Source organism: Acetobacterium sp., from assembly GCF_030652775.1.
Classification (GTDB): domain Bacteria; phylum Bacillota; class Clostridia; order Eubacteriales; family Eubacteriaceae; genus Acetobacterium.
On sequence record NZ_JAUSPS010000029.1, the window covers coordinates 21,809 to 43,977 of the forward strand.

At 44.1% G+C, this 22,169-nt stretch carries 21 protein-coding genes and 1 riboswitch; of the genes, 16 read left to right on the forward strand and 5 right to left on the reverse strand.

Translation table 11 applies throughout. The features are described 5' to 3' along the window. The first annotated feature begins 1 nt into the window (after position 1). The 3 genes from Q7J41_RS04870 to Q7J41_RS04880 all read left to right on the forward strand — a co-directional run bounded on the left by Q7J41_RS04870 (position 2) and on the right by Q7J41_RS04880 (position 2,911). Positions 2-1,093, forward strand: coding sequence for an iron ABC transporter permease (locus Q7J41_RS04870; RefSeq protein WP_304885779.1), 1,092 nt, complete (start codon positions 2-4; stop codon positions 1,091-1,093). A 1-nt stretch (position 1,094) separates the two neighbouring features. Next, positions 1,095-1,868 carry an ABC transporter ATP-binding protein gene (locus Q7J41_RS04875; protein ID WP_304885782.1) on the forward strand — a complete coding sequence of 258 codons (774 nt, stop codon included), beginning with the start codon at positions 1,095-1,097 and terminating at the stop codon, positions 1,866-1,868. Between the two features lie 287 nt (positions 1,869-2,155). Further along, a complete protein-coding gene (locus tag Q7J41_RS04880; protein ID WP_304885784.1) occupies positions 2,156-2,911 on the forward strand; it encodes a TMEM165/GDT1 family protein in 756 nt (251 codons plus the stop codon). A 66-nt stretch (positions 2,912-2,977) separates the two neighbouring features. On the opposite strand, the gene Q7J41_RS04885 is transcribed toward Q7J41_RS04880, so the two are convergent. Continuing rightward, positions 2,978-3,781, reverse strand: a complete 804-nt coding sequence (locus tag Q7J41_RS04885) for an HAD-IIA family hydrolase (RefSeq protein WP_304885786.1) — start codon at positions 3,779-3,781, stop codon at positions 2,978-2,980. 231 nt (positions 3,782-4,012) lie between these two features. On the opposite strand from Q7J41_RS04885, the gene Q7J41_RS04890 reads away from it, so the two are divergent. The 5 genes from Q7J41_RS04890 (at position 4,013) to Q7J41_RS04910 (ending at position 7,330) form a co-directional block, all read left to right on the forward strand. Then, positions 4,013-4,297, forward strand: a complete 285-nt coding sequence (locus tag Q7J41_RS04890) for a hypothetical protein (RefSeq protein ID WP_304885788.1) — start codon at positions 4,013-4,015, stop codon at positions 4,295-4,297. Positions 4,298-4,459: 162 nt separating this feature from the next. Beyond that, positions 4,460-4,654: a sulfur carrier protein ThiS gene (gene thiS, locus Q7J41_RS04895; protein ID WP_304885790.1), complete on the forward strand. Its 195-nt coding sequence runs from the start codon at positions 4,460-4,462 to the stop codon at positions 4,652-4,654. Between the two features lie 86 nt (positions 4,655-4,740). Continuing rightward, on the forward strand, positions 4,741-5,505 hold the full coding sequence (locus tag Q7J41_RS04900; RefSeq protein WP_304885792.1) for a thiazole synthase: 765 nt from the start codon (positions 4,741-4,743) through the stop codon (positions 5,503-5,505). Between the two features lies 1 nt (position 5,506). Continuing rightward, positions 5,507-6,661, forward strand: a complete 1,155-nt coding sequence (gene thiH, locus Q7J41_RS04905) for a 2-iminoacetate synthase ThiH (RefSeq protein WP_304885793.1) — start codon at positions 5,507-5,509, stop codon at positions 6,659-6,661. A gap of 72 nt (positions 6,662-6,733) precedes the next feature. Then, entirely contained in the window at positions 6,734-7,330 is a 597-nt protein-coding gene (locus Q7J41_RS04910; protein WP_304885795.1) for a thiamine phosphate synthase, read from the forward strand. Here the strand turns inward: Q7J41_RS04910 and Q7J41_RS04915 are convergent. Both Q7J41_RS04915 and Q7J41_RS04920 read right to left on the reverse strand, forming a co-directional pair. After that, complete coding sequence (locus Q7J41_RS04915) at positions 7,327-10,167, reverse strand: EAL domain-containing protein (protein WP_304885796.1); 2,841 nt, start codon at positions 10,165-10,167, stop codon at positions 7,327-7,329. The two genes, Q7J41_RS04910 and Q7J41_RS04915, sit on opposite strands and share 4 nt — an antisense overlap. Positions 10,168-10,294: 127 nt before the next feature. After that, on the reverse strand, positions 10,295-13,135 hold the full coding sequence (locus tag Q7J41_RS04920) for an EAL domain-containing protein (RefSeq protein ID WP_304885798.1): 2,841 nt from the start codon (positions 13,133-13,135) through the stop codon (positions 10,295-10,297). A gap of 163 nt (positions 13,136-13,298) precedes the next feature. Continuing rightward, a riboswitch (FMN riboswitch) is annotated at positions 13,299-13,414 on the forward strand. 136 nt (positions 13,415-13,550) lie between these two features. Here Q7J41_RS04920 and ribD point away from each other — a divergent pair. The 4 genes from ribD to ribE are packed head-to-tail and all read left to right on the forward strand — an operon-like array spanning position 13,551 to position 17,058. Beyond that, entirely contained in the window at positions 13,551-14,681 is a 1,131-nt protein-coding gene (ribD, locus tag Q7J41_RS04925) for a bifunctional diaminohydroxyphosphoribosylaminopyrimidine deaminase/5-amino-6-(5-phosphoribosylamino)uracil reductase RibD (RefSeq protein WP_370650982.1), read from the forward strand. Between the two features lie 4 nt (positions 14,682-14,685). Then, positions 14,686-15,348 carry a riboflavin synthase gene (locus tag Q7J41_RS04930; protein ID WP_304885800.1) on the forward strand — a complete coding sequence of 221 codons (663 nt, stop codon included), beginning with the start codon at positions 14,686-14,688 and terminating at the stop codon, positions 15,346-15,348. Between the two features lie 26 nt (positions 15,349-15,374). Further along, the gene (locus Q7J41_RS04935) at positions 15,375-16,577 is read left to right on the forward strand and encodes a bifunctional 3,4-dihydroxy-2-butanone-4-phosphate synthase/GTP cyclohydrolase II (RefSeq protein WP_304885802.1); all 1,203 of its coding nucleotides are present in this window, start codon (positions 15,375-15,377) and stop codon (positions 16,575-16,577) included. Positions 16,578-16,590: 13 nt separating this feature from the next. After that, positions 16,591-17,058: a 6,7-dimethyl-8-ribityllumazine synthase gene (gene ribE, locus Q7J41_RS04940; RefSeq protein ID WP_304885804.1), complete on the forward strand. Its 468-nt coding sequence runs from the start codon at positions 16,591-16,593 to the stop codon at positions 17,056-17,058. 46 nt (positions 17,059-17,104) lie between these two features. Here ribE and Q7J41_RS04945 read toward each other — a convergent pair whose 3' ends face one another. Both Q7J41_RS04945 and Q7J41_RS04950 read right to left on the reverse strand, forming a co-directional pair. Further along, complete coding sequence (locus Q7J41_RS04945) at positions 17,105-17,734, reverse strand: DUF975 family protein (RefSeq protein WP_304885805.1); 630 nt, start codon at positions 17,732-17,734, stop codon at positions 17,105-17,107. An 84-nt stretch (positions 17,735-17,818) separates the two neighbouring features. Then, positions 17,819-18,193: an LIM domain-containing protein gene (locus tag Q7J41_RS04950; RefSeq protein WP_304885806.1), complete on the reverse strand. Its 375-nt coding sequence runs from the start codon at positions 18,191-18,193 to the stop codon at positions 17,819-17,821. Positions 18,194-18,330: 137 nt separating this feature from the next. Here Q7J41_RS04950 and Q7J41_RS04955 point away from each other — a divergent pair, with 137 nt between their 5' ends. The 4 genes from Q7J41_RS04955 to Q7J41_RS04970 all read left to right on the forward strand — a co-directional run bounded on the left by Q7J41_RS04955 (position 18,331) and on the right by Q7J41_RS04970 (position 22,154). Then, a complete protein-coding gene (locus Q7J41_RS04955; protein WP_304885808.1) occupies positions 18,331-18,576 on the forward strand; it encodes a DUF1653 domain-containing protein in 246 nt (81 codons plus the stop codon). Beyond that, the gene (locus Q7J41_RS04960; protein WP_304885809.1) at positions 18,566-19,831 is read left to right on the forward strand and encodes a Sapep family Mn(2+)-dependent dipeptidase; all 1,266 of its coding nucleotides are present in this window, start codon (positions 18,566-18,568) and stop codon (positions 19,829-19,831) included. The genes Q7J41_RS04955 and Q7J41_RS04960 overlap by 11 nt, the downstream gene beginning before the upstream one ends. Before the next feature lie 16 nt (positions 19,832-19,847). Continuing rightward, positions 19,848-21,152, forward strand: coding sequence for a Sapep family Mn(2+)-dependent dipeptidase (locus tag Q7J41_RS04965; protein WP_304885811.1), 1,305 nt, complete (start codon positions 19,848-19,850; stop codon positions 21,150-21,152). A 315-nt stretch (positions 21,153-21,467) separates the two neighbouring features. After that, the gene (locus Q7J41_RS04970) at positions 21,468-22,154 is read left to right on the forward strand and encodes a class I SAM-dependent methyltransferase (protein ID WP_304885812.1); all 687 of its coding nucleotides are present in this window, start codon (positions 21,468-21,470) and stop codon (positions 22,152-22,154) included. The last annotated feature ends 15 nt before the right edge of the window (positions 22,155-22,169 follow it).

The window sequence follows — 22,169 nt, forward strand, 5'->3', positions numbered from 1 at the left end:
AATGAAAATGACAAAAAATGAGAAGAAAAACATGGAGCAAAACATTGATCAGGCAAAACTGAATTATATGAATAAACGATCCCGAAAGATCCTATTCGTTCTGTTTTTGAGTATTGCCCTGGTTATGACAGCCGTCATTTCGATTACGATGGGAGCCTCTTCGGTGGATCTTCAAACAGTGCTTCAGGTAATTGGGGATGTTTTTGCCCGAAATGATGCCATCACTGACATTCAACGGGATATTGTTTTCAAGATTCGTTTACCACGCATTATTACTGCTATTCTGGTTGGTATGGCACTATCCAATGCCGGGTTGCTGATGCAGGGGATTTTTCAAAATCCTCTGGTAAGCCCTTATACCTTAGGGGTTTCTAATGGTGCTGCCTTTGGCGCATCACTGGCGATTATTTTTGGCGCGAGTTTTTCATTTCTTAATTTTGGTCAGTTTCTGATCCCGGTTTTTGCCTTTGGCTTTGCGGTGCTGACCATGCTGATGGTTTACGGGGTGGCGAAGGCCGCCAGTGATTCTTCAAGCACGCTAATCCTGGCAGGGGTGGCGATTGGGTATCTGTTTTCGGCGCTGGTTTCGCTGGTAAAATACCTTAGTGATGTCAAAGATCTGCCAGAACTTGTTTTCTGGATGATGGGAAGCCTTTCGGGGGTACCGATGGCAGGCATTATTATCATGCTGGTTGCTATTACCGTGACAATGATTTTGATGATGTGGTTTGCTTGGGATCTCAATATTATGTCAGCGGGTGAGGAAACGGCCATCAGTCTCGGCGTGGATTATAAAAAAATCAAAATGATGTCTTTTGGAATTTCAACCTTATTGACAGCGGTAGCGGTTGCCTTTACAGGGGTCATCGGGTTTATTGGGTTAGTTGCCCCGCATGTGACGAAGATGTTGATTGGCAACGATTTTCGCTATGCGGTTCCGGGATCAGCTCTGGTTGGAGCGCTGCTGCTGTTGACAGCCGATACCATCGGCAGAAATATTATTGCTCCAACTCAATTACCAGTCGGAATTGTTACATCGATGATTGGAGTTCCCTTCTTTTTGTATTTAATTGTAAGAAAGCGAGGCAAGTAAATTGGAACTGTCAGTAAATGATCTGAAATTTGGTTACACAAAAAAAACGTTAGTGGTCAAAGGTATCAGTTTTTCAGCCCAACCCGGTCAGCTTATCTCACTTATTGGGCCTAATGGTTCTGGTAAAACGACCATTGTAAAATGTCTTAATAAAATCCTAACCCCAACGAGCGGAAATATTGCACTTGATGGTAAGGATGTAAAGAAGATGACGGCAAGGGAAATGGCCAGGAGGATTGCCTATGTGCCGCAGTTCACGAACAGTTATTTAAGTGGATCAGTTATGGATGTGGTGATGATGGGCAGACGACCCTATATCAAATGGCGGGTTTCTGATGCGGATGTAGAAATTGTGCTGGCGGTGTTAAAAGATCTGGAGCTTGAGGAATTGGCTCACGAACAATTCCAGGAATTATCCGGTGGACAGAAACAGAAGATTTTAATTGCCCGAGCCTTGGTTCAAAAGCCGGATCTCTATCTCTTTGATGAACCGATCAGCTTTCTGGACATCAAAAATCAGATTGATATTATGGAACTGGCCAGAAACATGGTTGATAAGGAAAACAAGGCTGTCATTATGGTGGTTCATGACTTAAACATGGCGATGCGTTATTCAGACCAGGTCATTTTACTAAAATCCGGTGCGGTAGAAGCAGCAGGTCTGCCAAAATCAGTTTTAAATCAAAAGCATATAAAAGAGGTGTATGGCGTTGATACGAGAATCATAGAGGGTCAATTCATAACACCCACCTATGGACGAGAAGTATCGGCATAATGGAATGAAAAGCACAAAATAGAAAGGGTAAAAGGCGTTGGTGGTTTTTTTAAAATTGGAAATTGGACTTCGAACTTGACAAAGTTTATATAGCTGTTGTAAAATAGCAATGTTAAGAGGGAGTAGTTGTTATACAAAGTCAACATGCTGGTGATTCGTCACCTGGCTTTGTAGCCAATTCTGGTAACGAGACTTTTAGCGTAGTCCATTTGCGGGTGGATTATGCTAAGAGTCTTTTTATTTGGGAAAAGGTTGTGCTGCCTAAATACGGTTGGAAGGAAAGAAAAATGTATTTGAATTTTGTCGCTTTTTTAGTTGCTGTCGGGGCGGTTGTTCTGGCTGAAATGGGGGATAAGACCCAACTGTTGGCAATGGCTTTTGCCACCAAGTATAAGGCCTCCAAGGTTATGATCGGGGTTTTTATTGCCACGGTTTTTAATCATGCCCTGGCGGTGGCAGTGGGAAACTATATCACCCGGTTTGATGGTGCCCAAATCTGGATTCAGGGGATCGCTTCGTTGTCTTTTATTTTCTTTGGATTATGGACCATCAGAGGGGATAAACTCGACGGAGAAGAGAACCGAACCACCCGGTTTGGTCCGATTATCACCGTTACGATCGCCTTTTTTATCGCTGAAATGGGGGATAAAACCCAGCTGGCGACGATTGCGCTGGCCACCAAGTTTCCGGAGAATGCCATTGGCGTTTTGGTGGGAACGACCACCGGGATGCTGATTGCCGATGCCATCGGGATTATCATCGGGGTGGTACTATGTAAAAAGATACCCGAGCGGACAGTTAAGCTGGTATCGGCCGGGGCCTTTATGTTATTTGGATTTATTGGCACCTATCAGGTGGCTTCACAGCAACTCAATCTGGGGATGGGAACAATTATGCTTCTGATGATTGCGTTATTAATTGTAACCGGAGGGGCATCCTATTATCTGATTAAAAAAGATCGGGAAGAAGCAAAAAAAGAAAGCGATCCATCATGTGATTGTAAAATTGATGCAGGGGACAACAAAGAGAATAAGAATAAGTAGCAATAAAAAAAGAACTGATCTGTTTACAGAAGAAACAGAGCAGTTCTTTTTGCTGTTAAGCGATTTTTATTGCAGTCCCAGACCGGCGACAATCTCATCAATGCCGGTGAGGATATAGTTAGGGCGGTAGGGAAAATCTTTAACCGTTTCCCGGGTGGACACACCACTGAGAACCAGAAAAGTGGTTAATCCAGATTCGATCCCGGCAATAATATCAGTATCCATGCGGTCGCCGATAATCAGGGCATCATCGCTATGAACCCCCAGACGTTTAATGCCGGTACGCATCATCAGTGGGTTCGGTTTGCCAACGTAATAGGCTTCCTTGCCGGTAGCCAGTTCGATCGGAGCGACGAAGGCCCGACAGGCCGGCACAATGCCGTCTTCGGTGGGGCCGGTTAAATCTGGGTTGGTGGCAATCAGTTTAGCGCCTTTTTGAATCAGCTTCACGGCGCGGAGCACAGAGTCATAATTATAAGAGCGGGTTTCACCAAAAACAACGTAGTCCGGATCCACATCATTCATGGTAATCTCGACGTCATAAAGGGCATTGACCAGTCCCGGTTCACCAATGACATAAGCCGAACAACCAGGGGATTGATCCTTTAAAAATTTAGCGGTCGCCAGGGCGCTGGTATAAAAATGACTTTCATCAATTTCCAGACCCAGACGCGCCAGTTTTTCCTTTAGTTCAATGGGTGAACGTTCACTGGAATTGGTCAGAAAGAGGAAATTTTTATCCTCGGCATAGAGCCAGTTGACAAATTCCTTGACTCCCGGCAGTAGCCGATTGCCGTGGTAGATAACACCGTCCATATCGCAAATAAAGCCCTTTTTATGTTTAATCAGTGCTAATAATTCTTCATTCATTTGTTGTTCCTCCAATACATTTTCAGTTATTTACATTATTATACCCTATTTGAGCAGGTTTCATCTTAAAAATAGGGTTAATTTATGTAAAAATATGTAAATAAATGTAAAAATTTGATTTAAAACAGGATTGACAAAAATTTTTCGTCTTCGCATAAGTATTTGCAGGGGTAACTGTGATAAACTCAAAAAACAGGAAAAATATTATTTCAGGAAGGCAAAGGAACCCAAATGGAGACAATCTTAAAAAATTATGATGATATGCGTGTGATGCGGATGATTAAAAAACAGCTGATTAATTGTGAATCAACGCTGGAACTGCTTCGCAAAGAATATGAGGAAAAAGACGATCAGCTTTTGGCACTGGGGATTAAAAAAGAAGTGACCAATCGTTCGGTAGATGAAGAGGAAGTTGGCGCCTTGACAACCCGACTGCAAGCCTTAAAAAAAGAAATCCAGGAAATTGAAGAAGATAAGAGTAAAATGGCGGCCTTCAATGCCTACACTCGTCAATAGCAGAATCCGGATTAAAATCGGGGCTTGACTTTAGCGATGTGATGTAATAATATTAGAACAGTAAAAGATAAATAGTAGCACGAAATGGGGTACACCACCGAAAGGGTGTAATCGCGTTTTGTGCTTTTTTTGCGTTTAAAACAGTGAAGGAGAAAAATCAAAATGAAAGTTAATGGAAAAGAAATGACCCTGGGTAACAATCAAAATCTATTGCAGTTTTTGGAAGTCAATCAGTTTGATGTGGCTACTCTGGCGGTGGCCAGAAATGGTGAAATCGTTCCAAAAGTGACCTATGAGACGGTGACGCTTGGCGAGGAGGATATCCTCGAAGTGGTTCGCTTTGTGGGTGGTGGCTGATCGTCATTACGCAACTGAACACAGGCAATAATTATTCAAACAAGACGTTTTATAAATACCAATAATAAAGTCAAAAAGGAGACAAAATGACAGATCAATTAGTAATTGGCGGACACCCTTTTAATTCCCGGTTTATTCTGGGGTCGGGAAAGTTTTCACTGGAAATTGTGAAGGCGGTGGTTGAGAATGGCGGCGCAGAAATAGTAACCCTGGCGCTGCGGCGGGCGAATCAAGGGGGCGAAGAAAATATTCTGGATTATATTCCCCCAAATGTTACCCTGCTGCCTAATACCTCTGGAGCCAGAACGGCTGAAGAAGCGGTTAAAATCGCCCGGCTGGCGCGGGAAATCAATTGCGGGAATTTTATCAAGGTGGAAGTCATCAAGGATTCCAAATATCTGTTTCCCGATAACTATGAAACCATTAAAGCCACGGAAATCCTGGCCAGAGACGGCTTTGTGGTGATGCCCTATATGTACCCGGATTTAAATGTCGCCCGGGATTTAGTCAGTGCCGGGGCAGCGGCGGTAATGCCGCTGGCTTCGCCGATTGGCAGCAACAAGGGTTTGAGCACCCGGGATTTTATTGAGATTCTGGTCAATGAAATCCCGGTTCCGATTATTGTTGATGCTGGCATTGGGCGGCCATCCCAGGCCTGTGAGGCGATGGAAATGGGGGTCGATGCAGTGATGTGCAATACAGCGGTGGCGACGGCCAAAAACATTCCATTGATGGCCAGGGCCTTTGGTCAGGCGATTGAGTCGGGTCGAAATGCCTATCTGGCTGGCCTCGGTCGGGTCTTAAACCAGGCGGAAGCATCCAGTCCCTTAACTGGATTTTTGGAGGATTAGGATGGCAGTGAAACGAACGGATCCGCTGGCCTATCAACCGGGGATGGCGATAATTACTTCGGAAATTCTGGATAAGGTCTTGAAAAATGTGGATAACTATGACTATTCCAAGATTTCAGCTCGGGATGTGGAAGAGGCTCTGAAAAAAGATCATTTATCGATGAAAGATTATGGAGCCTTATTATCACCGGCAGCGACACCATATTTAGAAGAAATGGCAAAAAAAGCCGTTATTGAAACCAGAAGACACTTTGGCAACAGCATCGGTCTGTTTACGCCTCTCTATATTGCCAATTATTGTGAAAACAACTGTGTATACTGTGGATTTAATTGTAAAAATAAAATCCGTCGAGGTAAGCTTAGTCTGGCAGAAATGGAGCGAGAACTGGAAGCTATTGCCAAAACTGGTTTAAAAGAGATATTGATTTTAACCGGCGAATCCCGGCATCATTCCGGGGTCGAATATATCGGGGCAGCGGTTAAGCTGGCGGCAGAATATTTTGCTACCGTGGGGATTGAAATCTATCCCCTGAATGCTGATGAATACGCCTATCTTAAAAAATGCGGCGCCGATTTTGTTTCAGTCTATCAGGAAACCTATAATCTCGACAAATATCAACAGGTTCATTTAAGTGGGCCCAAGCGGGTCTTTCCCTATCGGTTTGATTCCCAGGAGCGAGCCTTGATGGGGGGCATGCGAGGGGTATCCTTCGGGGCGCTGCTGGGCTTGGGTGACTTCAGAAAAGACGCCTTTGCCACCGGACTGCATGCTTCTTTTATTCAGCAGAAATACCCCCATGCCGAAATCGGCTTTTCCACCCCTCGGCTCAGGCCCTTTATTAACAATGCTGATAACAACCCCAATGACGTCCATGAGCAACAACTGCTGCAGGTGATGCTGGCCTACCGCTTACTGATGCCCTTTGCCGGGATCACCATTTCAACTCGGGAACGAGCCGGCTTTCGGGATCATGTCATCGGGATGGTGGCGACAAAAATTTCCGCCGGTGTCAGGGTCGGAGTGGGTGGTCATGAACAGGAAGAAAAAGGCGATGAACAGTTTGAGATTTCCGATCCCCGAAGTGTATCTGAGGTGCATCAGATGATTTTAAACCGGGGGCTCCAGCCGGTTTATCGTGACTATATCCGGGTATAAAGCTTACTAATTGACGTTTTCTTTTTCTCCAAATATGATAGACTATAAGCAAGAAAAATGAAGGAGCCTATTATGCTGATTTGTATAACTAACCAGAAATTGTGCCGGGACGATTTTCTCAATCGCATTAATGAAATTGCCAGTGGGAAACCCGATGCCATTATGTTAAGAGAAAAAGAACTGGATGAACCAGACTATCAAGAGCTGGCCATCAAAGTGAAAGAAATTTGTGAGCGGCAGCAGGTGAAGCTGATCATCAATCATAATCTCGAGACGGCCAAACGATTAAAGCTGGGCGCTGTTCAGGTGTCGATTGATGATATTCGGAAAAAGGGCGAAGCAATCAAAAATTTTGATCAGGTTGGGGTATCGGTTCACTCGGTGGAACAGGCTCGCGAAGCCGACGCATGGGGAGCGGCTTATTTAATCGCTGGTCATGTTTTCCCCACCGCTTGTAAAAAAGGCCTGCCGGCCCGGGGACTGCGTTTTCTCAAAGAAGTATGCGATTCCGTCAGCATCCCGGTTTATGCCATTGGCGGCATCAGCGAAAGCAATTATAAAATTGTTTTAATAACCGGCGCCCAGGGGGTCTGTATTATGAGTGAAGCAATGACCTGCTCCAATCCGGAAACCCTTGCTCAGCGCTTTGTTTTCAGGGATAATGGTTAATCACCATTATCCCTTTTATATTTTTTCACAAAAGCCATAAGATCTACCTCGGACATCGGCTTGGCATAATAAAAGCCTTGGGCAATGTGACATTCGTTTTTAAGCAAGAAGTCAATTTGTGCGGTTGTTTCCACCCCTTCAGCAAGGACCTGAAGATTAAAGTTATCAGCGAGTTCGATAATGACCTTGGCAATCGTACCATTATCATGTTCAGGAATCCCTTTAACAAATGATCGGTCGATTTTTATTTTATCAACAGTGAATTTGTTCAAATAAGAAAGGGAAGAATATCCGGTACCGAAATCATCAATAGCGACCTGAATATTCATGGCATTAAAATTTCTTAATATCGATTCACACTCATCTTCATTGTCCATTAAAATTCCTTCAGTTATTTCCAACTCCAAAAGGTGTGGCGGTAGGTTTGTTTTATCCAGGACGGATTGAATCAGTTCGCAGATATAGGGTAGTTTAAATTGTAATTTGGAAAGATTGACGGCAATGGGAATGGAATAGCCCATCTGATGAAGCTTGTTTCCAAATTCACAGGCATTTTGAAGCACCCATTCGCCAATCGGAATAATCAGATGAGATTCTTCGGCAATGGGAATAAAGTTATTTGGGGGGATCATCCCTGATGGGCTTTGCCAGCGGATCAGGGCTTCCATTCCGATAATCTGATTATTTATCATATCAAACTGGGGTTGATAAAAAATTAGAAATTCATGTTTATTAAGGGCGATTCGCAGCTTATTCTGCATTTCATATCTATAGATGGAAAGGCTGTTGATGTTTTTGTCATAAAACTCAAAGGAACTGAGTTTATTTTCAATAACGTTGTTTAGAGCGGAAGAAGCTGTCTTTAAAAGCCTGGGGTAATTGGTTGCGTCATTTGGATAGAGACTGATACCAATATTTATATCAATGACAACTTCTTCTTCATCGATAAAAAACATATGAGTCAATTCCTTGTACAATTCCATAATATCGACATATAGACTTTCATTCGAGTGAACGCTTGTTCTAAAGATCCCGAATTCATCATTTCCCAATCGGGCGATAAGATCCTGATCGTCAACGATCTTTTCTAGTCTTTCGGCAAAAGCACGGATCAACTTGCTGCCAAAGTCAAAGCCCTTGGCCTCGTTAATAATTCTGAAATTATCAATATTAATGAGAATCAAAGCATGATTGCTAAGGTGGTTAGTATCGGCATTGATTAAAGTAGTAGCATATTCATCAAGAAAAAGTTTATTATTAAGTCTGGTGGTATTATCAAAATATTTCAAATAGTGCAGGTCTTTTTTGATTTGTTTTTGAACTGTCAAATCGGTGATATTACCAATATAATAGTCATTCTCCATGTTTCTCAACTTGCTTATTTTCAAGAACAGAAACAAGGGTTTTGTACTGGCATGAGTATATTCAATTTCTCCGGAAAAGACCGTATCATTATTGAGTTTTTCGATAATTTCCTGATTAATTAGAATATTGCTTTCTAATAAATCCAGCTCTTGAATCGTCGATTCAGAGAATCCGATCATGATCGAAAAGGCCGAATTGTTATAGAGGCAATGAAATTTATGGTCAAGGATAAAAATACCTTCTTCAGTCCCGGCCAGTAATTCCAAAATTAATTCAAGCTGAGATTGAATTTGTTTTCGATTGTCTATTTCCAGATTGAGGGCGTTATTATGGAGTTCCATTTCGTCGATATATCGGGTAATACGCTGACTTGTTAAATGTAAACAGCTGGATAAAACACCAATTTCATCTTCCCGGGAATAATACTCTTTTGGTAGATTGATTTCTTCGTCCTGCCGACTAAAAGAATCAATCGATTCGGATATGATGACTAGCGGTTTTGAGATGAGATTGGTCAGACTTTTAATAAAAATAATAATGATAAAAAGTGAGAACATAAAGATTAATATATTTATCATTAATAATTGATATAGCGGTGCCATTACTTCAGAGCTCGGAATGACCGTAGCCACAATCCAGTTTTTGGTTTCCGTCGGTACATAAGCGATATAGAGGGGATCGTTTCCATTAGTATATTTGACGATACCACTATTTCCAGAAAAAATTTCATCTTGAAAGGCATCAAGATAGCCATTAATATCGCTGGCATTTGATTGCATATCAGGGTTTTGGCTGGGGCTGTAAAAGACACTGCCATCTTGATTGAGTAACAGCGTGTAGCCATTTTTTCCGATTTGATAGGATTGCATCAAATCATAAATATCCTCAACCAATAAATCAATTCCGAAAGCTCCCAGAGTTTCGTTGTTTTTGATAATGGGTGTTGTAATAGAAACAACCATCTTCAGCGTAACAAGATCAATATAAGGCTTAGTGATGGTGGTTTTACCGGCATTGACGGTTTCTTTGTACCAGTCTCGTTGATTCATCTGATAATCGACTGCTGAATCAAAATTAGCGTCAGAGGTAATTAAATCATTGGCCTGAACAATTGCGATGTAGGCCAAGGAAATATTTTCCTCGGAAGCCTGGATAGCCTGAAGCTCCTGGGTAACGGTATTAAATAACGGGTGTTGGCGTTTTTCAGCTTGTGATTTGATTTCTGAGATTACGGTAAAGTAGTCCTGGTTGGTTTTCATTTGATCCACGATGACAATATTTTCAGCAAAATACTTATCGATTTCAGTTGCGATGAGATGTGCAGTTTGCTGCAGTTCGGTTTTGCTTTTTTCTTCAAAAAAATTACTCATCAGTTGGATGGAGATAAAGCCATAAATTAGAAATACACCAATAATAAAAACAGTCAGAAACATACCAATACGTCGGATTAAGCTTTTTTTAAACCATTCCATCTGAACTCACCCTTTTCGTTAATAGATTTATCGAAAAACTCATGTTAGTTCAAGAATATATACCCAAATAGCGAAACAAAACAACAAAATGATAGCAACTTAAAAACATTTCAAAGAAGGATCATGGTTAAACCCCAGGATCCTTCTTGAATTTTTGGATAAAAGCAATGATCTCTTCCTCGGGCAGAGGCTGGGAGTAATAAAAGCCCTGGGCGATATGGCAATTATTTTTGAGTAAAAAGTCAATTTGTTCTGGGGTTTCCACCCCTTCGGCAATGACCTGAAGATTAAAATTGCCAGCCAGTTCAATGATAACCTTGGCAATGGCGCCGTTATCAAGATGGGGAATCCCTTTAATAAAGGAGCGGTCGATTTTGATCTTATCGACGGCAAATTTTTTCAAGTAACTCAGGGAGGAGTAACCAGTTCCAAAATCGTCAATGGAGATCTGAATCCCCATCCCGTGGAATTCACTGATGATCGATTCACATTCATCCTCATTGTCCATCAGGATCCCTTCAGTAATTTCCAGCTCCAGCAGCTCCGGCGGGAGCTGGGTGCGGGTCAAAATGGACTGGATCAGTTCCCCGATATACGGGGCCTTGAACTGAAGCATCGACAGATTAACAGCGATCGGAGTTTGATAACCCAGGGCTGACAATTTATTTCCAAATTCGCAGGCGTTTTCTAGCACCCATTCGCCAATCGGGATAATCAGATTTGATTCTTCGGCAATGGCAATAAAGCTTCCCGGAGGAACCATGCCATCGGGGCTGTTCCAGCGGATTAACGCCTCCAGACCGATGATCTGATTGGTGGCCATATCGACCTGGGGCTGGTAGTGGAGAATAAATTCCTGGTTGTTCAGGGCATTACGCAGTTTATTCTGCAGCTCGTATTTTTGAATCGAGAGGCTGTTGATATCCTTGTCATAAAATTCAAAACGGCGGCTCTTATTGGCTTTGACATTGTTCAGGGCTGAAGCGGCGGTTTTTAGAAGTTTAGGATAATGGTTGGCATCACTGGGGTAGAGACTGATCCCGATACTGACGTCAATGATGAGCTCTTCATCATTGATGGCGATTTGTCTTTCCAGTTCCTTGCTCAAACACAGAATATACTCATATAAATCTTCATTGGAAGAAACATGGGCTTTCAGGATGCCAAACTCGTCATTACCCAAACGGGCCAGCACATCCTGGTCGCTGATCAAGTTTTTAAGACGATTGGCTAGAGCAATCAGAACCTTATTACCGAAATCAAAGCCTTTTGCTTCATTGATAATTCTGAAATTATCGATATTGATCAAGATCAAAGCATGGCTGCCGACATTGTCGGTGTCCGCGCTGATGAGTTCCACACCCGATTCATCCAAAAATACCTTGTTGTTGAGTTTGGTCAGATGATCAAAATATTTCAGATAGTAAATATCTTTTTCGATTTGCTTATGGGCCGTGAGATTGGTGATATTACCGATATAATAATCAGTACCTCCATTTTGCACCTTACTGATCCGCAAAAAAAGAAACAGGGTCTCATTTGAATTCTGAGTATATTCAATTTCACCAGACCAGACTGGATTCATTTGCAGGCTGTCAATCAAAGGCTGATCGATGAGGATATTGTGGTCTGATAAGTTCAGCGCCGGGATTTCTGCTTCCGGAATCCCGATCATTCTGGAAAAGGCGGCATTGTGGTAGATACAGAAAAATCCATCATTCAGGATAAAAATGCCTTCGTCAGTACCGGACAGTAATTCCAGAATCATTTCTAGCTGGGATTGCACAACCCGGCGTTTGTCAATTTCTTCATTCAAAGCTTCATTATTGGTTTGGACTTCTTCAATATATTGGGTAATCCGGTGACTCATCAGATTAAGTCCTCGGGATAAAATACCGATCTCATCCTCGCGACGATAAAGCGCAGCTGGCAGATTGATTTCCTGATCACCCTGGCTGAAGGTTTCAACGGAGTCCGAAATGGTCACAATCGGTTCGGAAATAAGCCGGGTCATCCGTTTGATAAACAGGGCAATCAAAAGAAGCAGCGCCAGTGAAATAAAGAAAAGGCTGAAAATAAACTGGTTCAGCGGGGCCAGAACTTCAGAGCGGGGGATGACGGTGGCCACAATCCAGTTGGATGACTGGGTGGGCACATAGGCAATATATTTGGCATTATTCCCCAGGCTGTGTTCAATGACGCCGCTGTTTCCTGAGGTGATCTGGGTCATATAGGGGTCGAGATAGGAAAAAGGATTGGCTCCTTCGGCAGAAAAAATCTTGAGATCAGTGGGGTAATAAAAGAGCGTCCCGTCTTTATTAATCAATAGGGTATAACCGTTGCTGCCAACCTTGTAGGTGTCCATCAGTTTCGAAATATCAGATACCTGTAAGTCAATGCCCATGGCGCCGATCACGCTGTTATTTTTTAGGAGCGGGGTGGTGATGGAAACCACCATTTTTTCGGTGACTATATCAATATAAGGGCTGGTGACCGTTATGCCCCGGGATTTTAAGGTTTCAATATACCAGAGCCGCTTATTCAGATCATAATCTGGTTTGGGATCAAAATCGGGGGTCGAAGAAATCAGATCATTGGACTTTGTTACGCCGATGTAAGCCAGTGAAATATTGGGGTCCGAGGCTTTAATCGCCAGGAGTTCCTGGGTCACCACATTGAATAGCGGGTGCTGACGTTTTTCCTCCCGGATATTGAGGGCTTCAGTAATGGCCTGATAATCCTGGTTGGTTTTCATCTGTTCGACGATAACAACATTTTTTTCAATAAATTTGTCAATTTCGGTGGCAATCTGTTGAGCATCGTTGGATATGTCTTTCTTACTGTTGGCCACAAAAAAATCACTCAACATTTGGATGGATATGATTCCATAAACGGCAAAGGCAACAATAATAAATCCGATAACAATTGTGCCAATCCGGCGGATCAGGCTTTTTTTAAACCACTGCACGGGCGTTCCATCCTTTCTTTGAAGTTTCAGTCAATATCATAACTGTTAGTTTCAACTTGCTTTTTCATGTTCCTATTATAAACGAAAAAGATCATAAAGAAAATTAATTTTTAATGTATTGACAGGAATATATTTATTATGTTAAAGTGTAGTCAATTAAATATGAAGTCTTCAGGGCAGGGATAGTTTCCCTACCGGTGGTATAGCCCACGAGCCGCAAGGTATGATTCGGTGTAATTCCGAGGCCGACAGTTAAAGTCTGGATGAAAGAAGATAATAAAGCTTTGCATGTTGTTTTGCATGTTGATGATCTTTGTTTATTTAGCTCTGAAATGGTAATCATTTCAGAGCTTTTTTTATACAAAGATTCATTATCCCAAAAAGACATAAGCTTGCAAAAAAACGATTGCCCTGAATGACATCAGGGTATTTTTTCTTTTTTGAGAGAGGAGAACGTGTGGAAAATCATCAAAAATATATGGATCTGGCCATCGACCTGGCCCAAAAAGGTCGCGGCCAGGTAAATCCCAATCCCCTGGTGGGAGCAGTGATTGTCAAGAATGATGTGATCATCGGCAGCGGTTATCATGAACAGTATGGCGGGCTTCATGCCGAACGCCAGGCGCTGGCAGCTTGTACCCAGTCGGTGGTCGGAGCAACCCTCTATGTGACGCTGGAACCCTGCTGTCATTATGGCAAAACGCCACCATGCACTGAGGCGATTATTGAAAATAAGATCAGTCGGGTGGTCATTGGGTCTACCGATCCCAATCCGCAAGTCAGTGGCAGGGGGATTGAGATCCTCAGACAGCAGGGGATCACGGTGATAACCGGAGTTAGGGAAACGGCCTGTCAGGAAATGAACGCCGTATTTTTCCACTACATCAAAAACAGAACTCCCTATGTGTTGATGAAATACGCCATGACCCTGGATGGTAAAATTGCCACACGTACTGGGAAATCCCAGTGGATTACCGGGGCAGAGGCCAGGGCAGCTGTCCATCAGACCCGCAATGAATATACTGGAATTATGGTCGGGGTTAATACAATTTTACAGGACGATCCCCTGCTGACCTGCCGGATCGAGGGCGGCAGAAACCCCAGCCGGATTATCTGCGATACCCATTTGCGCACCCCGCTGACAGCACAGGTCGTGGCATCGGCTCGGAAAATACCGACCTATCTGGCTACCTGCTCTCGGGATCAGCGCAAAATAAAACGGTTTGAAATTATGGGCTGTAAAATTTTAGAAGTTTCAAAAGCTGGGGATCATCTTAATCTCAATGAGTTGATGAGAAAATTGGGCGCAGCAGGGATCGACAGTATTCTGCTGGAAGGCGGCGGCACCCTGAATTTCAGTGCCTTAAAAAGTGACATCGTTAATAAGTTTCAGGTTTATCTGGCGCCTAAAATATTTGGTGGTGCCGCTGCCAAAACTCCGGTGGAAGGTTTGGGCGTGGAACTGCCTTCTGAGGCCTTCCAATTTACGGACAGAAAAATAAAGATTTTCGGGGAAGATATCTGCCTCGAATATGTGAAGAGGTAAGGACATGTTTACAGGAATTATCGAAGAAGTTGGCAAAATCACTGCTGTCATCAAGGGTCAGCGGTCTTCCCAGCTATGGGTTCAGGGAGCAGTCATCATCGACGATTTAAAACTGGGCGACAGCGTGGCGGTGAATGGGGTGTGCCTGACGGTATCTCAGCTCCGTGGCAATAAGTGGATGGCCGACGTCATGAGTGAAACCCTGAATCGCAGCAACCTGGGTGATCTAAAAGGCGGCTCAGCCGTCAATCTGGAACGGGCGATGCCCGCCAATGGCCGTTTCGGGGGACATATGGTGGCCGGCCATATTGACGGAACCGGTCACATTGTTCAAATCACAAAAGATGATAATGCGGTGATCTTTGAGATTAAGGCACCGCCGAAAATACGGCGCTACATCATCGAAAAAGGCTCCATTGCCATCGATGGTATCAGCTTAACAGTAATCGAAATAGCAGCCGACAGCTTTAAGGTGTCCATCATTCCCCATACCGTTAAGCAGACAATCCTGGGAATCAAGAAACCTGGGGATCTGGTCAACCTGGAAAATGACCTGGTCGGAAAATATATTGAAAAGCTGTTGTTGAATCCAGCCCCCAAAACAGACCGCAACCAGGAAAAATCCGCTGGTTTAACCATTGATTTTCTGACTGAGGCCGGATTTTAAAACTAATAAAATTAAGAGAGGTTACTATGTTTAAATTTAATACCATTGAAGAAGCACTGGAAGATTTGCGAGCCGGCAAAATTATTATCGTGACCGATGATGATGACCGCGAAAATGAAGGCGACTTTGTTTGTGCCGCTGAATTTGCCACCACCGAAAACGTCAACTTTATGGCTGTCTACGGAAAAGGGCTAATTTGTATGCCGATGAGCGAAAAATTGGTTAAAAAATTAGCCGTCCCTCAAATGGTGACGGATAACACCGATAATCACTGCACCGCCTTTACCGTGTCCATCGACCATGTCGATACCACCACCGGCATTTCCGCTGAGGAACGTTCGGTTACCGCCATCAAGTGCGTCGACGAGAATGCCAGACCAGAGGATTTCCGCCGCCCTGGTCATATGTTTCCGCTGGTCGCCCGGGAAAACGGGGTTCTGGAAAGAAACGGCCATACCGAGGCCACCGTCGATCTGGTCAAGCTGGCCGGACTGAAAGAATGCGGTCTGTGTTGTGAAATTATGCGGGCAGACGGTACCATGATGCGGACCCCCGAATTGATCGAGTTTGCTCAGACTCATCAGATGAAATTCATCACCATCAAGGATCTGCAGAACTATCGCAAACAAAATGAAAAACTGGTGGATTGTGTAACGATCACCAAAATGCCCACCAAATACGGTGAGTTTATGGCCTATGGTTATGTCAATAAGCTTAACGGCGAACACCATGTGGCTCTGGTTAAGGGCGATGTGAGCGGAGCTAGCCCGGTACTGTGTCGGGTTCATTCCGAATGCTTAACCGGCGACGCCTTTGGTTCGATCCGCTGTGATTGCGGCGACCAGTTTGGGGCGGCGATGACTGCTATCGAAAAAGAAGGTCGAGGGGTGCTGCTGTACATGCGTCAGGAAGGCCGGGGGATTGGTCTGATCAATAAATTAAAAGCTTATGCCCTTCAGGATATGGGGATGGATACGGTCCAGGCTAATATTGAACTGGGATTCCCGGAAGACCTGCGGGAATACTATATCGGCGCCCAGATTTTAAGCGACCTGGGGATAAAAAAACTGCGGCTGCTAACCAATAACCCCAAAAAAATGGACGGCCTGTCAGAATTCGGGTTGGAAATGGTGGAACGGGTTCCGATCCAAATGGAAGCATCCAGCCACGATCTGTTTTATTTGAAAACCAAACAGGAAAAAATGGGCCATATTTTAAATTATAACTAAAAGGAGAATCGAAATGAATGTATATGAAGGTAAGTTAGTATCAAAGGGAATTAAAGTGGGGATTGTGGTGGCACGGTTTAATGAGTTTATTGGATCTAAGTTGCTGGGCGGGGCGATTGATGGTTTGAAGCGTCACGATGTGAAGGAAGACGATATTGATGTGGCCTGGGTACCGGGAGCCTTTGAGATTCCGCTGATTGCTGCCAAAATGGCCAAACTGGCAAAATATGATGCCATCATTTGTCTGGGGGCAGTAATCCGCGGTTCCACTACCCATTATGATTATGTCTGCAGCGAGGTCTCAAAGGGCGTCGCCCATGTCTCCCTACAGTCAGAAATACCGGTGATCTTCGGGGTGCTGACCACCGAAAACATTGAACAGGCTATTGAACGGGCGGGAACCAAGGCTGGTAATAAAGGTTATGACTGTGCCCTGACGGCGATTGAAATGGTCAATCTGATTAATGAAATAACAAACTAAAAAAAGAGGGGGACAGGAATTTCCTGCCCCCTCTTTTGGGTGAAAATTAAGCTAATTCGTCAAGGCTGACGACGCCATTTTGAAGCGCCAGTTCCTTGAGATCTTCGTATTGTCCAGCCATACTGGTAAAAAAGTAGGGGTTAACATAGAAGATACCAAGAATACCAAAGGTAAAACCGTTCAGTAAAAACCACCCCAGGAAGCTGAGGGACATCATAAAAATCTCACCCTTGTGGCCATCGGTCATCCGCATCGAAATTTTGACGGCTTCGGTGGCCGGAACATTGGGATATTCAGCCAAAATATAGGGGGTAAAACAATAGGCGAGGGACTTAATAATGCCAGGTATAACAAAGAGTAGGGACCAGAGAAAAATAAATAATTCCATCCACAGCATGCCCCCCAGTTTTCGCCCAAAATCTGAAAAGCCGGTTTTAAACATGTCTTCAATGGTCGGGGCGGGGAGTTCAGCACGGTAAATCCATAGTGAGAAAAATTGTAGGCCAACCATCATCGGCGCCCAGACAATCAGACCACCCAGACCGCCTAAAAACGACGTAACCCCAGAAGCAGCACCAATGACAACAAATGCCAATACGGTTGCACCGACACAGATCCAGTAATTCTCGGAAAAGCTCTGCTTGGCGATGGCTTTAATTTCTTGTCTCGTTTTCATAAAATCTCCTTTTTGTTTATTTTATAATCAACAATAAAAATGCCGGCTAAAAGTTCGCACGGCACTTTTATTGGAATTAAAAAATCAGGATTCCCAGGTAACAAAATAAACGCCGTCGGCTCTTTTTTGTCCTTTGCCCAGTTCCGAATGTCTTAAAACACTGAGTTCAGCGCTGATTTCTTCAGTGGTCAGACCAAATTTTTCAACAAACTGGGGAACGGTTACCCCATTATTGGCGACGATGTATTCATAGAATTCTTTTTGACGAGGGGTCAGACCCTGGGTTCCGGTGTGGCCGGATCGCTGGCGATCGAGCTTGGCGCTGTGAACCGCACTGGGATCACAGGTTTGAACCAGTTTATGCTGGCCTAAAGCACAGTCATCACAAAAAATCTTGCCTTTTACTTCATAGATATCATCGTCTTCAAGTTCAGTACCGCAGGAAAAACATTTTTGCATAAGAAGCTCCTTTGTCTAAAAAAATAATAATAAAAATTGAGCGATAGGCTTAAGAAAAGTTTGGTAATTTCTTAAGAATCTTTGTATATAATATCACGACTTACGGCAAGAAGAAAGCGAAAGTTGAGTGATTAGTGGTGAAACAAGAGATAATTAAACCCGGCCGTTATCGTCATTATAAGGGCAATGAATATGAAGTAATCGGAGTTGGCAGCCACAGTGAGACCCTGGAGGCCATGGTAGTTTACCGGCCCCTGTATGGCGAAGGCGGGCTTTGGGTTCGGCCCGCCACGATGTGGAACGAAATCATTACAAAAGACGGAGTCACAATGAAACGTTTTGAATATATTGGAGAGGCATCATTAAAAAAAGATGAACTATAAACTTAGAGAAAAAGACCTGCTAGACAACCTGAAGGGGCTGCTGCAAATTGATTCGACCAATGCTGATGCGGGGCCGGCCATGCCGGAGGCGCCCCTGGGGATTGGCATTAATGAGGCCATCAACTATGTGCTGAAACTGGGCGAGCGCTTTGGTTTTAAAACCAAAAACTGTGACGGCTATTGCGGTTACATTGAAATGGGTCAGGGTGAAGAAATGATCGGCATTCTGACCCATGTGGACACCGTTCCGGTGGGCGACGGCTGGTCGGTGAATCCCTTTGATCTGACTATCGACGGGGATAAGGCCTATGGCCGGGGAACCATTGACAACAAGGGTCCCACCCTGGTGGCGCTTTATGCCATGAAGGCACTGGCAGATAGCGGTGCCCCGATCAATAAACGAGTGCGGCTGATTATCGGTGGCGATGAAGAAGGAGAGGAATGGCATTGTATGAACCGCTACAAGGCCACCGAAGAAGCCCCGACCTATGCCTTTTCGCCGGATTCTGGGTATCCGGCCATCTTTGCCGAAAAGGGCATTCTGAATGTCTGCATCAAAAAGAAACTAGAGCCCGCCATTCACAACCTGGGCTTTTTCAGCGGCAGTCAGATCAATACCGTTCCTGATTATGCCAAGGCCATTGTCAGTGATGCCGTGTATGAACGCACCGGTAAGCCAGCCCATGCATCTCAGCCCCATGAGGGGATTAATGCGATGTTTTTATTGGCCAGTGAGCTGAGAATGCTGGGTTTGGAACACCCTTTTCTGGATCTCATCGACATTGCCACCTCTGAAGGACTGAATATCGATTTTGAAGATGAAATTTCTGGCAAACTCACCATCAATCCATCGATTGCCAATGTCAATCAGGAAAAGGCGGTGCTAAAGTGCGATATCCGTTATCCGGTAACCATGAAAGGAACGGAGATCCGCGACCACATTGAAAGAGCCGTTACTCCCCTGGGTTTTACGGTTAACATCAATTATGACTTACCACCACTCCATATTGAGAAAGAAAGTTATCTCATTGATGCACTGCAAAAAATATATGAAGACTATACTGGGGATACTTCTGGACCCAAGGCGATTGGCGGGGGAACCTATGCCCGGGCCTTTGATAATGCCGTGGCTTTTGGGGGACGATTTCCCGAGGAACCCAACACCTGCCATCAGACCGATGAATACTGGAGCATTATCAGCATGAAGAAGAATTTTGATATTATCACCAAAGCGCTGGAAAGTCTGGTACAATAATAGCAGGGGTGGCCATGTGGTAACCCAAAATCATAGCAATAGAAATGGGGAAAACATGACCATTCATTTTGATAAACAAGCCGTTTTAGCGGCCTTACGAGGGCTGTTGCAAATAAAGTCAGTGAACGCCAATGCCGGAGCGGTCACCCAAGAAGCACCCTTGGGAACCGGGATCAATGAGGCCATCAATTACGTTCTGGGATTAGGCAAAAGTTTTGGTTTGACTACCAAAAACTGTGACGGTTATTGTGGTTACGTGGAATTCGGGACAGGGCCGGACATGGTGGCGGCCATCACCCATGTTGATACGGTGGAAGTGGGCGACGACTGGACCGTGCCGCCCTTTGATTTAACCATTGACGGCGATACGATTTATGGCCGTGGGGTGCTGGACGATAAAGGCCCCACGATGGTCGCTTTGTTTGCCTTGAAAGCCCTGAAAGATGCCCAGATTCCGATTAATAAACGGATTCGCCTGATTATCGGTGGTGATGAAGAAGGCGGTAGCTGGGCCTGTATGAAACGCTACAAAGAAACCGAAGAGACGCCAGTCTACTCCTTTTCACCGGATTCCGGTTACCCGGTTATTTTTGCCGAAAAGGGCATCATGAATGTGATTTTTGAAAAAGAATTAGATGGTAATGTACCGGTGCTAAACTTAAGCAGCGGTAAACAGATCAATTCGGTTCCGGATGTTGCCCGGGCTGATTACAACGGCCAGACCTATGAAGGCAGGGGCAAATCCGCTCATGCTTCCGATCCGCAAAAGGGCGACAATGCCCTGATTAAACTGGCGAGCGAATTACGGGCGGCGGGCATCCAGCATCCGATTCTGGAGCTGCTTGATCGGGCAACCCCCGAAGGTTTTGGGATTAACCTTTCGGATCAGGTGTCCGGCGATCTGACCCTCAATCCGGCGATTGCTTATGGGGATGAAAATATCGCCGTGCTTCGATGTGATATCCGCTACCCGGTGACGAAAAAGAGCAGCGATATTTGCGCAGCGATCCAGAAAGCCACTGGCGATCTCGGCTTTTCCCTGAAAATGGATCATGAAACGCTGCCCCTGCATGTGGATCAGGACAGTTTTCTGGTCACCTCATTGCAAAAAGTATATGCCGACTACACTGGCGATACCAGCGGTCCGATTGTCTCGGGCGGTGGAACCTATGCCCGAGCCTTTGAGAATGCCGTGGCTTTTGGCGGCGTCTTTCCCGGTGAGGTCAATACCTGTCATCAGACCGATGAATTCTGGAGCATTGACAGCATGGCGAAGAATTTTGACATTATTGTGAAGGCACTGGCAGTGCTGGCTCAGTAGAAGTAAGTTTAATCCCAAAAGGAGAATCGCGGGAATCAGATGACTCAAAAGAACGATTTCGAGTGTTGCGATAAAATATAAAATGAAGTGTGATGTGATTATTTAAATTCACTTTTTATAAAATAATGATTGACAAATCGATTTCACTGGAATAACATATCTACAGGTATATACTGCCAAATGTAAAAATATTAAAAGACTTGTCTGAGAACTTATTTTAAAATTTAATCAATTAATTTAGCCATGAAGGTTGAGTGTTCTATCGTAGATAGAAATCAATTTTCGTGGCTTTGTTTTTTTTGAAAGGGGTTAAAAATGGAAGTAGTTGGTGTGATAAAAAAAATTGAAGCGTACTGGGACAAGCGTTCTGATTCGTTTGATGCTGATCATGATACGGAGGATTTACAGGCATGGATGGAAGCGCTTAACAATCTTTTAGGGACGGATCAGAATAAAAATGTTCTTGATCTGGGAACCGGAACCGGTTTTCTGGCAAATATGACGGCAAAGCTGGGTCATTCAACCATCGGGATTGATATATCAAGAGAGATGATGAATTATGCAGTTAAGCATGCAAAAACAGCAGCGTCGGATGCCATTTTTATGGAAGGGAGCGTTTTAGATCTGCCCTTTATGAACGAGACCATTGATTTTATTATCAATTCCCGGCTGATCTGGACACTGGTTGAACCGGATCTGGCAATCAGAGAATGGCTGCGAATTTTGAAACCAGGGGGAAAAATTATGTGTTTTAACCGGATGAAGGAGGGTGTTGGATTAAATATTGGCAAGGTTAATATTTATGAAGATGAAGAAGTGGATAACCATCTGGTAGTAAAGGGCGCTCGTATGGAAGAACTGAAAGAGCTTTTGGAAAGAAATGGTCTTGTTGAAGTGCAGATACAGAAGTTGTCGGGTTTGACCCGTCCGGGATATGATTATGATCCATGGTTTGTTCTGATGGGAACAAAGGTATCAGAAGCGAGTGCGTTGATTTCATGAAGAACGCAATTAAAT